We start from the raw sequence: 14,588 nt of genomic DNA on the forward strand, positions 1-14,588 counted from the left end.
TGTAAGGTGTTCTAAAGCATAAAGACGATAAATCTCCTTGCTTAATTCAACTTCCTTTAATGTCTCTTCTAATGATTTTTTCATTTCACTTACATTTTAGGGAGTCAACCATATTTACAAAAAGACAAACACTTGTTGCTTACTGTATTTTCGGGATGTCTGTAAAAAAACAATCGGTCAAGCAAAGGCCGGTATGGGTGTGGCTCTTTGCTTGACCGATTGGAATAATTATTTGATAAGATGTGGGGTGAGCTTATTTGTTGACAAACTGGCGGTCGGTTACCATCTGGCGCTTAGTTAGAACACCTTCGGCATATTCCTTTGGCGACATGCCACGATTGTTCTTAAAGCAGCGGTTGAAGTAGGGCACGTCGTTGAAGCCTACCATATAGCATACCTCTGTAACATTAAATGAGCCCTGGCGCAGCAAGTAGCAAGCGCGGTCTACACGCAACTTGTTGAGGTAGGTGATGTAGGTCTGTCCGGTAGCCTTCTTGAAGAAGGTGCAGAATGAAGAGCGGTTCATGCCTACATACTCGGCTATCATGTCGATGGTTATGGTGCGTGCGTAGTGCGACTGTGTAAAGTCCTTGATACGCTTAATACGCTCGGATGTGCGGTCGTTCTCGGAGAATCTTCCTACCACCGTGGCCTGCTGCTCGCGCTTAGACAATAGCAGCAACAGACGGAAGAAGTATGGCAAGAGCTCGCTTTCTTCCTCTTTTGTCATCATAGACATGAAGTCGGCCAAGACCTTTGTTGTGTTCTCGTCGAACGATAGTACCGACGATATTGATTTGACGCGCTCCAGTCGGTCGGTAAGCTCGGGGAAGGCGCTTACGCAACGGTCTATGAACTCTGTCTTGAATGTGAGCGTATAGTGACCTATCAATCCATCCTCGTCCACACAGTCTTCGTCGAACTTCCAGCAATGTGGAATGTGTGGAGGGACAAATGCAAGGCTACCTGCGGCGAAGTCTTTCTCCGAATCGCCGAGTACACATTTGCCACGTCCAAAAACAACATATGTGAGCTCCCAAGAATCTTGACGATGTAGAGGAAGTTGCTCACTTGGTTTCATTCTCTTGTATTCAAATTTATACAAATCCATATTGTAGTAATTCTTTGTTCTTTGTTTTTAATATTAGTGTTGATTATGCAAAGATATTTGGATAGCTCCATATCTCTTGCAAAAATACGATTAAAAATTCATATCTTCTTATTTTGTTTACCTTTAAAAGGTTTTTATCGTATTGTTTATTATCCCAACATACTAAAGTTTTGTTATTTATATTCAGTTTTTATATCATTCGCACACAGATTAATGATATTTATGCCAAAGATACAACTTTCTGTATATACTAACAAAAATAACGGCTAAATTTAAGACTTATTATCGTTTGGGCTCGTATTTTATACGATTCTGATAATCGTAGATTACATTTTACGCTAAAAATAGTCTAATTAACTACAAAGGTATAAAAAATATTGGAATCCATTATACTCTTTATCAAATTAATTTATAAATTTGTAGAAATCTAAAACAACTGCACATTATGAAATATGCCGAATATATCAAACAGATAGAGATTGAGTCGCTTTGGAGCGGACGTCGCCATGTGGTGTGGAACTTGGACCGTCAGGTGAACATACTAAGTGGTATAAACGGTGTGGGCAAGAGTACCATACTGAACAAGGTGGTAAAGGGGCTTGCGTCGGGTGGCGAATTTCCAAGCCATATGCTAAAAGGTGTGCACCTTATAGTAGAGCCCGAGGATGCCAAATGGATAAGATATGATGTGATACGCTCTTTTGACAGACCTATACTGAATCTTGACGCTGTGGGCAAGTTGAACACAGCCTTGAGCGACCTGACAACCGAGCTTGACCTGCAACTGTTCTTTCTTCAGCGCAAGTATCTTGACTATCAGGTGAACATTGGCAACCGTATTATAGCCTGTCTGCAAAGCGGAGACGCCGACACGGCACTAAAGGCACAGAAGATATCAGAGCCGAAGAAGACGTTCCAGGACCTTATAGACGACTTGTTTGCAGAGACTGGAAAGCACATTGTACGTACCGAGAACGAGATAAGATTCTCGCAAATAGGCGAGACGCTAACGCCTTATCAGTTGTCGAGCGGCGAGAAGCAGATGCTTGTGATAATGCTTACGGTGCTTGTGGAGGACCAGCAACCATACGTGCTCTTTATGGACGAGCCCGAGGTGAGCCTGCATGTGGACTGGCAGCAGAGGCTGATAGACCTTATTCTGACACTTAACCCCAACGTGCAGATAATATTGACCACACACTCGCCAGCCGTGATAATGAACGGATGGGCCGATAGAGTGACAGAAGTGAGCGATATTACTGACCAAATCTAAGGATTATGGCTAAACGACTCCGCGACAGCATAACGTCGCAATATATAGAAGCCGCCAACCGCCTTAACTCGCAGAAGGCGCGCCGACGCATCGTGGCATATGTAGAGAGCTATGATGACGTGTTCTTTTGGCGTGCAATATTGAACCGTTTTGAGAATGATGAGCGCTACTTTGAGGTGATGTTGCCATCAAGGTTGGAGCATCTTGAACGCGGCAAGAAGGCGGCTATAATGAGTCTGATATCGGGTGGCGCCATTGGCAAGGATATGATAGCGTGTGTGGATGCCGACTACGACTATCTGCAACAGGGCGCTACACCTACATCGAAAACCATATTGGAGAGTCCATACATATTCCATACTTATGCCTATGCCATAGAGAATATGCAATGTTATGCCCCATCGTTGCATGATATATGTGTGGCTGTAACGCTGAACGACAGCTCAAAATTCAACTTCGAGACATTTCTGAGCGAGTTCTCTACAGCTATATTCCCGCTGTTTGTATGGAATATATGGTCGTATCGCACATCGTCTACGCAGAAGTTTTCGATAACCGACTTTCTTCGTGCCATAGAGATGGGCAATATATCGCCCGATACGGCAGCCGAACAGCTTGCCACATTGCGCCGTAGAGTAGGCCATCGCATCAACATCTTGCAGCGTCAGCATCCGGATGCCAAGGAGAGTTATCTCAAGATAAAGGAAGAGCTGAAGCAGCTGGGGGTGGTTCCGGCGCAGACATACATGTATATTCAGGGTCATTTCCTGTTCGACAAGATTGTTTTGCCGCTGTTAAAGAAGGTGTGCAACCAGCTTATGCGTGAACGTGAGCGCGAAATCTCGCGCCAGAGTGTTCACTCCACACAGTACAACAACGAGATGTCGTGCTACTCGTCGAGCGTTGCGGATGTGCAGCTTATGATGAGACGCAATATTGGGTTTACGGCTTCGGAACAGTATAAGAGAATTGTGGCAGACCTGGAAAAAAGGATAGAATGATAGCGGCTGTTGATATAAACGATGGCGGTTGTTGATATAAACGATGGCGATTGTTGATATAAACGATGGCGATTGTTGATATAAATGATACTATTAGTTGATATAGATGCTATGGTTTTGCACTAAAAATTCAGTATTTTTTTGTACCTTTGTGCTCGATTATAGTATTGCAATATAAAGACATGAAGTTATATAGTGATGCCGAACTGGCACAGATACTCGACAAGAAGATTTTTCATAAGATAGGCGAAGTGGCCGACGAGATGCATGTAGAGTGTTATCTTGTAGGCGGATACGTACGCGATATATTCCTGGAACGACCCACCAACGACATAGATGTTGTGGTGGTAGGCAGCGGCATTGATGTGGCAAAGGCTCTGCAAAAGAAACTTGGTGTAAATCCAAAGAATGGCAAGCCGCGTGCACATTTGGCTGTATACCGCAACTTCGGCACAGCCCAGGTGAAGTATTATGACACGGAAGTGGAATTTGTAGGGGCACGTCGCGAGAGTTACGACCGCAACTCGCGCAAGCCAGTTGTTGAGGATGGCACACTGGAAGACGATCAGAACCGTAGAGACTTTACTATAAACGCCATGGCTGTATGTTTGAACAAGGACCGTTTTGGCGAATTGGTAGACCCTTTTGACGGTATCTACGACCTTGAAGACGGTATTATACGCACACCACTCGACCCAGACATTACATTCTCTGACGACCCATTGCGCATGATGAGATGTGTAAGGTTCTCGGCACAGCTGCGCTTCTTTATCGACGAGGAAACATTCGACGCCCTTGGACGTAATGCCGAGCGCATAAAGATTGTAAGTGGCGAGCGCATAGCCGATGAGCTGAACAAGATAATGAAGACACCTCAGCCCAGTAGAGGATTTGTGGAATTGCAGCGATGCGGACTGTTGCAACTTATTATTCCTGAGCTTGCAGCCCTTGATGTGGTGGAGACACGCAACGGAAGAGCACATAAGAACAACTTCTACCATACGCTGGAGGTGGTGGACAATGTGGCAAAGAACAGCGACAACCTATGGTTGCGCTGGGCGGCTTTGTTCCACGATATAGGCAAGCCTAAGTCGAAACGATGGGAACCGGCTGCTGGTTGGACATTCCATAACCACAACTATCTTGGCGCAAAGATGATTCCGTCGATATTCCGACGCATGAAGTTGCCTATGGATGCCAAGATGAAATATGTGGAGAAACTTGTGGACCTGCACATGCGCCCAATAGTAATAGCCGACGAGGAGGTGACCGACTCGGCTGTAAGACGACTGATGAACGATGCTGGCGATGATATCGACGACTTGATGACTCTGTGCGAGGCCGATATCACATCGAAGAACGAGGTGAGGAAGAAGCAATTCAGAGAAAACTTCCGCATGGTGCGCGAGAAACTTGCCGACCTTAAGGAGCGCGACTATAAACGTCTGCTGCAACCCGTAGTAGACGGCAACGAGATAATGGAACTGTTTGGACTGAAGCCTTGTAGGGAGGTTGGACAGCTAAAACAATATCTTAAGGACGCTGTACTGGACAATAGAGTGGCCAACGAACACGAGCCGCTGATGGAGTTGCTTACAGCCAAAGCCAAAGAAATGGGACTTGAGCCATTGCCTAAAGCATAATGGCAATAGGCTCAACCCTAAATTATTTAATCCTTTTGCCGCAAAAGCGTACTTATATATAAAAAAAGTAGTAACTTTGCAGACAAATCAGAATTTAATTTCCAAAACACTATACAAGCAGTATGATTTTATTTTTCATGACTCCAAGCAAGAGCGTGATTGCCACAGAAGTGGATCACAAGCTCTCTCAAGACGAGATCAATGAACTGTGTTGGCTTTACGGCGGTGCCACTCTCATAGAGGGTGAGACTGTCGAAGGATTCTTTGTGGGTCCACGCCGCGAAATGATTACTCCATGGAGTACGAATGCCGTAGAGATAACTCAGAATATGAGCCTCCACGGCATTTCGCGTATTGAGGAGTACTTCCCAGTAAGCTCGAAGGATGCCGACCACGACCCGATGCTTCAACGCATGTATGAAGGTTTGGATCAGACTGTTTTCACAGTCAATCATCAACCTGAACCCATCAAGCGTGTAGAGAACATCGAGGAGTACAACGAGCAGGAAGGTTTGGCTCTATCGTCAGAGGAGATTGAGTATCTCCACAAGATAGAGAAGGAACTTGGTCGTCCATTGACCGACTCAGAAATCTTCGGTTTCGCACAGATCAACTCAGAGCACTGTCGCCATAAGATATTTGGCGGCACATTCATCATCGACGGCAAAGAGATGGAGTCGTCGCTGTTTGCTATGATTAAGCAGACCACAAAGGAGAACCCAAATAAGATTCTCTCTGCTTATAAGGATAATGTGGCTTTTGCCCAGGGTCCTGTTGTGGAGCAGTTTGCACCAAAGGACCAGTCAACATCTGATTATTTCCAGGTGAAGGACATAGAGAGCGTAATCTCTCTTAAGGCAGAGACCCACAACTTCCCAACTACTGTAGAGCCTTTCAACGGTGCAGCTACCGGTACAGGTGGTGAGATTCGCGACCGTATGGGTGGTGGTGTAGGCTCATGGCCTATTGCAGGTACAGCTGTATACATGACAGCTTATCCACGTCTAAAGGACGACGACAACCTGACACGCGATTGGGAGGACATCATGCCCGTGCGCAAATGGTTGTATCAGACACCTGAGCAGATTCTTATTAAGGCTTCTAATGGTGCATCAGACTTCGGTAACAAGTTTGGTCAGCCACTTATCACCGGTTCGGTACTTACATTCGAGCATCAGGAAGGCGAGGAGAAATATGCATATGACAAGGTTATCATGCTTGCAGGTGGCGTAGGCTACGGCACCAAGCGCGACTGCCTCAAGAAGGAACCACAGAAGGGCAACAAGGTTGTTGTAGTAGGTGGCGACAACTATCGTATCGGTCTTGGCGGTGGCTCTGTATCATCAGTAGACACTGGTCGCTATTCAAACGGTATCGAGCTTAATGCTGTTCAGCGTGCCAACCCAGAGATGCAGAAGCGTGCATATAACTTGGTTCGCGCACTTTGCGAGGAAGATGTCAACCCTGTAGTTAGTATCCATGACCATGGATCAGCAGGTCACCTCAACTGTCTCTCGGAGCTTGTTGAGGAGTGTGGTGGCGAGATAGATATGACAAAGTTGCCTATCGGCGACAAGACACTTTCGTCAAAGGAAATCATTGCCAACGAGAGCCAGGAGCGTATGGGCTTGCTCATCGACGAGAAACATATCGACCACGTGCGCCGCATAGCAGAGCGCGAGCGTGCTCCGCTGTATGTAGTAGGCGAGACAACTGGCGACGCCCACTTCTCATTCAAGCAGGGCGACGGAGTTAAGCCTTTCGACCTCGACGTTGCTCAGATGTTCGGTCACTCACCAAAGACCATTATGCGCGACGAGACCGTAGAGCGTCACTACAAGGATGCTGAATATACTCATGAGGAAACTTCGGAGAATGGCAAGGACGACGTTCTTGACAAATATGTAAGTCGTGTATTGCAGCTTGAGGCAGTGGCATGTAAGGATTGGTTGACAAATAAGGTTGACCGCTCGGTAACTGGTAAAATTGCACGCCAGCAGTGCCAAGGCGAGATACAGTTGCCACTTTCCGACTGTGGTGTTGTAGCCCTGGACTACCGTGGCAAGAAGGGTATCGCTACTGCTCTTGGACATGCTCCTCAGGCAGGTTTGGCTTCACCCGAGGCTGGATCTGTATTATCTGTAGCCGAGGCCCTTACTAACATCGTTTGGGCTCCTTTGGCTGATGGCATGAACAGCCTTTCGCTCTCGGCCAACTGGATGTGGCCTTGCCGCTCGCAGAAGGGCGAGGATGCTCGTCTATATAGTGCTGTTAAGGCATTAAGCGAGTTCTGTTTGGCATTGAAGGTAAATGTTCCTACCGGTAAGGACTCTCTGTCGTTGAGCCAGCAGTATCCTAACGGCGAGAAGATTATATCTCCGGGAACCGTTATCGTAAGCGCAGGTGGCGAGGTTTCAGACATCCGTAAGGTTGTTTCGCCAGTTCTCGTGAACGACAAGAACTCTTCACTCTATCATATCGATTTCTCATTCGACGAGCAGCGTCTTGGTGGTAGCGCTTTCGCACAGAGCCTTGGCTTCGTGGGCGATGATGTTCCTACCGTAAAGAACCCAGAATATTTTGCCGACTGTTTCAATGCAGTTCAGGACATGATAGAGAAGGGATGGATTATGGCAGGACATGACATCTCGGCAGGTGGTCTTATTACTACATTGCTTGAAATGTGCTTCGCCAACAAGGAAGGCGGTATGAGCATCAACCTCCATAATCTTGCAGGCAACGACATCATAAAGATGTTGCTTGCTGAGAATCCAGGTGTTGTTATTCAGGTTTCGGATAAGTACAAGGATGAGTTCAAGGAGTATATGGAGGATAACGGTATAGGCTACGCAAAGATTGGTTATCCAACTCCGTCAGAGCGCACCATCGTTATCAAGAAGGACGAGTATACTCATACCTTCGATATCGACGCTTTGCGCGATACATGGTATAAGACTTCTTACTTGCTCGACCGTGACCAGAGCTTCAACGGATGTGCTGCTAAGCGTCGCGACAATTACAAGAAACAACCATTGGAGATGAAGTTCCACGACTCATTCAAGGGCTCTCTTGAGAGCTACGGCATATCTGCCGATCGCCGCACAGCATCAGGCATCAAGTCTGCCATCATCCGTGAAAAGGGTACAAATGGTGAGCGCGAGATGGCTTACTCACTCTATCTTGCTGGCTTCGATGTTAAGGACGTTATGATGACCGACCTTATCACTGGTCGCGAGACTCTTGAGGATGTCAACATGATTGTGTTCTGTGGTGGATTCTCTAACTCCGACGTTCTTGGTTCGGCTAAGGGTTGGGCTGGCGCATTCCTCTTCAACCCGAAGGCTAAGGAGGCTCTCGACAAGTTCTATGCTCGCAAGGATACTCTATCACTCGGTATCTGCAACGGTTGCCAGCTTATGGTTGAGCTCAACCTTATCAATCCTGAGCACGAGAAACGCACACGCATGTTGCACAACAACTCGCACAAGTTTGAGAGCACATTCCTTGGCTTGGAGATTCCGCAAAACAACAGTGTGATGTTCTCTTCACTCAGCGGCGACAAACTTGGCATCTGGGTAGCTCATGGCGAGGGCAAGTTCTCATTGCCTGAGTCAGAGGACAAGTATAATGTTGTGGCTCGCTACAACTATGCAGAATATCCTGGCAACCCGAATGGTTCAGACTACAATGTAGCTGGTATCTGCTCGGCAGATGGTCGCCATTTGGCTATGATGCCTCACTTGGAGCGTGCCATCTTCCCATGGCAGAATGCTTGGTATCCTGCAGAGCATCGTCAGGATGACGTAACTCCTTGGATAGAGGCTTTCGTAAATGCACGTAAGTGGATTGAGAATAATAAGTAATAGATAATAATAAGATCCCACTCCCAACCCTCCCTCTGAAGGGAGGGAGCGGTATGCATATACTGCTTGTTGGGAGTGGGACTTATTATATATATGGAATTGGTTTTATATGAATTTTGATTTATTCCGCACTTTCTTCAAGATTGGACTTACCAACTTCGGTGATGGCAATGTAATGACACATACCATAAAAAACATATTGGTTGACCGTCGCAAATGGTTGACACAAGAGGAGTTTGCCGACCTACTTGTAATGGCACAGACAGCACCAGGAGTACAGGCTATAAACCTTAGCGTCTTCGTTGGCTATAAGTTGAAGAAACTGTCAGGAGCCGTATGTTCTACACTTGGCGTTGTTCTGCCTTCGCTGCTCATCATACTGCTCGTGACATTGCTCTACAACAAGCTTAAGGACTACGCTGTAGTGGCATCTGTATTCAATGGCATACGTCCTGCCATCGTAGCTATAGTGGCTATCCCCGTGTTTCGACTGGCCGATGCGGCTCGTATAGGTTGGACCAACTTCTGGATTCCTATAGCCAGTGCCTTACTTATATATATAATAGGTGTAAACCCCATATATGTGCTTGTGGCTGCCGGTATGGGTGGTTACTTGTATGGGTTGCTTGTTAAACCAACGGAATAGGAATTTTGAATTTTGAGTTTTGAGTTTTGAATTGTCGGCTTGCAGCCGATAACGAATTGTTCATTTAGGACTTAATAATCCGAAGACTATAATCCGACAACTTAAAACTTAACATTCAAAACTCAACATTGCGCAAAGCGCAACAACTCAAAACTCAACATTCAAAACTCAAAACTTAATATGCTTTTTCTACAACTCTTTTATACGTTCTTCAAGATAGGACTCTTTAGTTTCGGCGGAGCATACAGTATGTTTGCTCTTATGCAAGACGAGATAGTATACCGTCAGACACTGATGTCGTCGGCAGAGTTTCTCAATCTAATGTCGTTAGGACAGTTAACACCTGGTTCTACATGCATAAATGCCGCTACCTATTGTGGCTATACTGTGGTGCACAATGCCGGTATGGGTGCCGGTATGGCTGTGCTTGGCAGCATTACAGCATTAATAGCGCTATTGTTGCCTTCGTTTATAATCGCCACAGTCTTTTGCCGTCTACTAATGCGTTATGTAAAGTCGCCCGTCATGCTAAGCATTATGAGTGGGCTGCGTCCTGCAGTAGTAGGATTAATGCTTGCAGCAGTATCCTTTGGATTATTCAACAAAGAAAACTTCTCGTCTTTAGACGTCAATCCATGGTACTTTTGTGTAAATATGTTTATACTCATTGCCAGCTTCATAGGCATAGCATTTATGCGCATCAGTCCAATACGTATGATATGCTGGGCAGCGTTTGCTGGATTGATGCTGCTATAAAGACAACGCGACAATACAGTTAATAAAAAAGCGATATGTTGTCTTGCAAGAATGTCAAGACAATAAAAAAGGCGGTTTGTAAGTGCTTCTAACACTTGCAAACCGCCTTTAGGTTTTATGTTAATATATCATCTATGGGCTTTTAAAAGCCTATTGGTATGGGTTTACATCATGCCACCCATGCCACCTTGTCCCATAGGCATAGCCGGAGCTTTATCCTCAGGCTTGTCACAGATAAGGCATTCGGTAGTGAGGAACATACCTGCTATAGAAGCAGCATTCTCAAGAGCAACACGCTCTACCTTAGCTGGATCGATAACGCCAGCTGCACGCAAATCTTCATAAACATCCTTGCGAGCGTTGTAGCCAAAGTCACCTTCGCCCTCGCGAACCTTCTGAACAACTACAGCACCTTCGCCACCAGCGTTCTTAACAATCTGACGAAGTGGTTCCTCTATGGCACGACGTACGATGTTGATACCAGTCTGCTCGTCTGCATTATCGCCTTTGAGGTTCTCAAGAGTCTTCTGGGCACGGATGTAAGTAGTACCACCACCTACAACAACACCTTCCTCCATAGCTGCACGAGTAGCGCAGAGTGCATCGTCAACACGATCCTTCTTCTCTTTCATCTCAACCTCGCTGTTAGCACCAACGTAGAGAACTGCTACGCCACCTGCGAGTTTGGCAAGACGTTCCTGAAGCTTCTCCTTGTCGTAATCGCTTTTTGCATTTGCAATCTCATTCTTGATCTGAGCAACACGATCGGCAATAAGTTCCTTTTGACCGGCACCACCAACGATAGTAGTATTATCCTTAGATACAGTAGCCTTCTCGCAAGTACCGCAGAGGTCGAGTGTAGCCTTGTCCAAAGACAGACCCTTCTCCTCGCTGATAACAACACCACCAGTAAGTGTAGCGATATCCTCAAGCATTGCCTTACGACGATCGCCAAAGGCAGGAGCCTTAACTGCGCAAATCTTCAAGCCACCACGCAGACGGTTTACTACCAATGTGGTAAGAGCCTCAGAGTCTACATCCTCAGCAATAATCAACATTGGACGTCCGCTCTCAGCAGCAGGCTGCAGGATAGGCAGAAGGTCCTTGAGGTTGCTTATCTTCTTGTCGTAGATAAGGATGTATGGGTTGTCCATAACGCACTCCATCTTGTCGGCATCTGTAACGAAGTAGCCACTCAAGTAGCCACGGTCGAACTGCATACCCTCTGTAACACCGATGCTTGTGTCACGGCTCTTGCTCTCCTCGATAGTGATAACACCATCCTTAGATACCTTGCGCATAGCGTCTGCCAAGAGCTTACCAATCTCAGGATCGTTGTTGGCAGAAACAGTAGCTACCTGCTCAATCTTGTCGTAGTTGTCGTCAACCTCCTGGGCTGTTTTCTTAATGTGAGCAACAACAGCTGCAACAGCCTTGTCGATACCACGCTTAAGGTCCATAGGATTGGCACCTGCAGTAACGTTCTTCAAGCCTTCTGTAACGATAGCCTGAGTAAGGATGGTAGCGGTAGTTGTACCATCACCAGCGTCATCACCAGTCTTGCTTGCAACGCTCTTAACAAGCTGAGCACCTGTATTCTCGAACTTGTCCTCGAGCTCCACTTCCTTAGCAACGGTTACACCGTCCTTAGTAATCTGAGGAGCACCAAACTTCTTCTCGATAACAACGTTGCGGCCCTTAGGACCAAGTGTCACCTTAACAGCGTTAGCCAATTTGTCGACACCGTTCTTCAACAGATCGCGTGCATCTATATTGTATTTAATTTCTTTAGCCATAATTTTTATGAGTTTTGAATTTTGAGTTTTGAATTATTATTTCTTAACTACAGCGAGAACGTCGCTTTGACGCATGATGAGGTATTTTGTTCCCTCAACCTCAAGCTCTGTGCCTGAATATTTGCCGTAGAGAACCTCGTCGCCCTCTTTAAGAATCATTTCTTCATCCTTAGTGCCATTGCCGGCGGCAACGATAGTACCGTGCTGTGGTTTCTCTTTTGCTGTATCAGGAATGATGATTCCGCCAACTTTCTCTTCTGCCTGTGCAGGAAGTACAAGCACTCTGTCTGCTAATGGTTTAATGTTCATAATTCTTATGTTTTTAAGTTTTTATTATTCTATATATTGTTTGCGAACGATATTATAACCGAACGTCTTTCGCAAACGATATAGCTAAAAGCGTGCCAAAAACTTAAAGTATAGATTATACGTCAGACAAATGTTCTGCATGGATGCACAAATTGGCATAAGGTTATGACAATTTTTCAGTATATACATATTATTTAAGGTAAGAGAACCGTAGATAATAGGGTAGGGGGTGGTAGGTTTTACTAGAAAATAAGAATGTCCTCCTCACTCGGCAAAGCTGAGCAAGGGGGACATTATAAATAGTACGCTCGGCATGAGCATTGTCTAACGGGTGAAAGTCCCGAGCAAGCCCTAATAGCGGGAATTGCATAGTCAAAGGCAAGGGTGTTCATCGCGAGATGAAATCTGAAGGAAGCCCAAGACAAACATCTGACCTAACGGACAGAAACTTCATATAAGGCATGTGACCGTGGGTGAGGTTGCTATTCAAACCAAAGCCCAATAGCTATTCGGAACGGTCGGTGTAAATGAAGTAGGTATAAGATGGAAAGACAACGCCCTTATCCGAGGAGGTCTCACGGACGCTTCAAATAGTTGTTTTTACGAAAGAAGTGGAGTAAAGCTTGCCGTGAGAAGTCAGCAGACGTCATAGTAGTGCAACAATCGATAACGTTGCACGAAGGGCTGAACCTAACAATTAAACGATAGTAATTGAAACATACCTTATGAAGGAAAGAATGCAGAAAACATTATCCCAAGTTAATGGCTGCCCCCAAAGAAATAGGTCGGAAACCGAATGGTATGGGGGAGTGCAGACCTTCATGTGGATGTGTGAAGACAACATCGTGGAAGTACCATTCGACAAGGAACACCTTTTCGAGCAAATTCTTAGTCCCACAAATCTCAATCGAGCATACAAAGCAGTTATGAGAAACAAGGGCTGTGGTGGTATCGACAAGATGTCGTGCGAGCAATTGTTCCCATGGCTCCTGACCAATAAGGATGAACTCACCCGTTCCTTGATGGACGGTTCTTACCGTCCGAACCCAGTAAAAAGGGTAGAAATACCCAAGGACAATGGCAAGATGCGCCTGTTGGGAATACCTACAGTAGTAGACCGTCTGGTGCAACAAGCCATCAACCAAGTATTGACTCCCATCTATGAGAACCAATTCTCCAAGACGAGCTACGGCTTCCGTCCGAGAAGAGGATGCCATGACGCACTACGAGGAGCGCGAAGGATAGTCAACGAAGGCTACATATATGTAGTCGACCTTGACCTTGAACGCTTCTTCGACACGGTGAGCCATAGCAAACTCATAGAAATCCTCAGCCGTACGATAAAAGACGGCAGAGTGGTCAGTCTTATACACAAATATCTCCGAAGTGGTGTAATGAACAAAGGTTTGTTTGAAGCGAGCGAGGAAGGAACTCCCCAAGGCGGTCCGCTAAGTCCATTGTTGAGTAACATAATGCTCAACGAATTGGACAAGGAACTTGAACGCAGAGAACTCCCCTTTGTGCGCTATGCCGATGACTCGATGATATTCTGCAAGTCCAAAAGGGCTGCAATGCGAGTGAAGGAGTCTATAACCCGATTTATAGAGAATACTCTATATCTCAAAGTCAACAAGGAAAAGACCGTAGTGTCGTATGTGCGCGGAGTGAAATACCTCGGCTACTCCTTTTATGTGATGAAAGGCGAATGCCAACTCACGGTGCACCCAAAGTCCAAAGCCAAGATGAAGTCAAGGTTGAAAGAACTGACAAACCGCAGCAATGGATGGGGATATGCCAAGAGAAAGCAGAAGCTGAAAGAATACATACGAGGTTGGGTCGGCTATTATCACTTTGCCAATATGAAGCGTCTCTTGCTTGTAACAGACGAATGGTTAAGACGTAGAATACGCATGTGTATATGGAAAGCTTGGAAGAAAGTCAAGACAAAAGTGGCAAACCTCATTAGATGCGGTATCAATAAATACCAAGCATACGAATGGGGTAACACTCGCAAGGGCTATTGGCGAATAGCTGACAGCCCTGTTCTAAAAAGGGCGATAGATAACAATAAACTACGCTCCGCAGGGTATGCTACTTTAATGGAGGCGTATCTCGAATGGTATCCAAAATAGGAACCGCCGTATGCGGAACCGCACGTACGGTGGTGTGAGAGGTCGGAAAACGAAAGTA

10 protein-coding genes are annotated in these 14,588 nt (G+C 45.9%); 7 read left to right on the forward strand and 3 right to left on the reverse strand.

Annotated features, from left to right (window positions below; translation table 11 throughout):
- Nucleotides 1-253: 253 nt before the first annotated feature.
- Nucleotides 254-1,081, reverse strand: a complete 828-nt coding sequence (locus tag C9991_RS06320) for an AraC family transcriptional regulator (RefSeq protein WP_198643760.1) — start codon at nt 1,079-1,081, stop codon at nt 254-256.
- A gap of 472 nt (nt 1,082-1,553) precedes the next feature.
- Here C9991_RS06320 and C9991_RS06325 point away from each other — a divergent pair, with 472 nt between their 5' ends.
- From C9991_RS06325 to C9991_RS06350, 6 genes are all read left to right on the forward strand, one after another.
- A complete protein-coding gene (locus C9991_RS06325; protein WP_106811769.1) occupies nt 1,554-2,384 on the forward strand; it encodes an AAA family ATPase in 831 nt (276 codons plus the stop codon).
- A gap of 5 nt (nt 2,385-2,389) precedes the next feature.
- A complete protein-coding gene (locus C9991_RS06330) occupies nt 2,390-3,385 on the forward strand; it encodes a DUF4435 domain-containing protein (RefSeq protein WP_106811770.1) in 996 nt (331 codons plus the stop codon).
- 182 nt (nt 3,386-3,567) lie between these two features.
- Entirely contained in the window at nt 3,568-5,028 is a 1,461-nt protein-coding gene (locus C9991_RS06335) for a CCA tRNA nucleotidyltransferase (RefSeq protein ID WP_106811771.1), read from the forward strand.
- 122 nt (nt 5,029-5,150) lie between these two features.
- Nucleotides 5,151-8,891, forward strand: coding sequence for a phosphoribosylformylglycinamidine synthase (gene purL, locus C9991_RS06340; protein ID WP_106811772.1), 3,741 nt, complete (start codon nt 5,151-5,153; stop codon nt 8,889-8,891).
- A 109-nt stretch (nt 8,892-9,000) separates the two neighbouring features.
- Nucleotides 9,001-9,537 (forward strand): chromate transporter, encoded by a 537-nt coding sequence (locus tag C9991_RS06345; protein ID WP_106811773.1) that lies wholly within the window; start codon nt 9,001-9,003, stop codon nt 9,535-9,537.
- Between the two features lie 180 nt (nt 9,538-9,717).
- Nucleotides 9,718-10,293 carry a chromate transporter gene (locus C9991_RS06350; protein ID WP_106811774.1) on the forward strand — a complete coding sequence of 192 codons (576 nt, stop codon included), beginning with the start codon at nt 9,718-9,720 and terminating at the stop codon, nt 10,291-10,293.
- Between the two features lie 164 nt (nt 10,294-10,457).
- On the opposite strand, the gene groL is transcribed toward C9991_RS06350, so the two are convergent.
- Complete coding sequence (gene groL, locus C9991_RS06355; protein WP_106811775.1) at nt 10,458-12,089, reverse strand: chaperonin GroEL; 1,632 nt, start codon at nt 12,087-12,089, stop codon at nt 10,458-10,460.
- A gap of 36 nt (nt 12,090-12,125) precedes the next feature.
- Nucleotides 12,126-12,398 carry a co-chaperone GroES gene (locus tag C9991_RS06360; RefSeq protein WP_106811776.1) on the reverse strand — a complete coding sequence of 91 codons (273 nt, stop codon included), beginning with the start codon at nt 12,396-12,398 and terminating at the stop codon, nt 12,126-12,128.
- Between the two features lie 725 nt (nt 12,399-13,123).
- Between C9991_RS06360 and ltrA the strand changes: the two genes are divergently transcribed.
- Complete coding sequence (gene ltrA, locus C9991_RS06365) at nt 13,124-14,530, forward strand: group II intron reverse transcriptase/maturase (protein WP_106810824.1); 1,407 nt, start codon at nt 13,124-13,126, stop codon at nt 14,528-14,530.
- Nucleotides 14,531-14,588: the final 58 nt, after the last annotated feature.

This window comes from Prevotella merdae, assembly GCF_900290275.1.
Lineage (GTDB): Bacteria > Bacteroidota > Bacteroidia > Bacteroidales > Bacteroidaceae > Prevotella > Prevotella merdae.

Excerpts from the sequence above, each read along its gene's own strand:
- C9991_RS06360 (WP_106811776.1), bottom strand. The coding sequence starts at position 12,398 with ATGAACATTAAACCATTAGCAGACAGAGTGCTTGTACTTCCTGCACAG.
- ltrA (WP_106810824.1), top strand. The coding sequence starts at position 13,124 with ATGAAGGAAAGAATGCAGAAAACATTATCCCAAGTTAATGGCTGCCCC.
- groL (WP_106811775.1), bottom strand. The coding sequence starts at position 12,089 with ATGGCTAAAGAAATTAAATACAATATAGATGCACGCGATCTGTTGAAG.
- C9991_RS06335 (WP_106811771.1), top strand. The coding sequence starts at position 3,568 with ATGAAGTTATATAGTGATGCCGAACTGGCACAGATACTCGACAAGAAG.
- C9991_RS06330 (WP_106811770.1), top strand. The coding sequence starts at position 2,390 with ATGGCTAAACGACTCCGCGACAGCATAACGTCGCAATATATAGAAGCC.
- C9991_RS06320 (WP_198643760.1), bottom strand. The coding sequence starts at position 1,081 with ATGAAACCAAGTGAGCAACTTCCTCTACATCGTCAAGATTCTTGGGAG.
- purL (WP_106811772.1), top strand. The coding sequence starts at position 5,151 with ATGATTTTATTTTTCATGACTCCAAGCAAGAGCGTGATTGCCACAGAA.
- C9991_RS06350 (WP_106811774.1), top strand. The coding sequence starts at position 9,718 with ATGCTTTTTCTACAACTCTTTTATACGTTCTTCAAGATAGGACTCTTT.
- C9991_RS06345 (WP_106811773.1), top strand. The coding sequence starts at position 9,001 with ATGAATTTTGATTTATTCCGCACTTTCTTCAAGATTGGACTTACCAAC.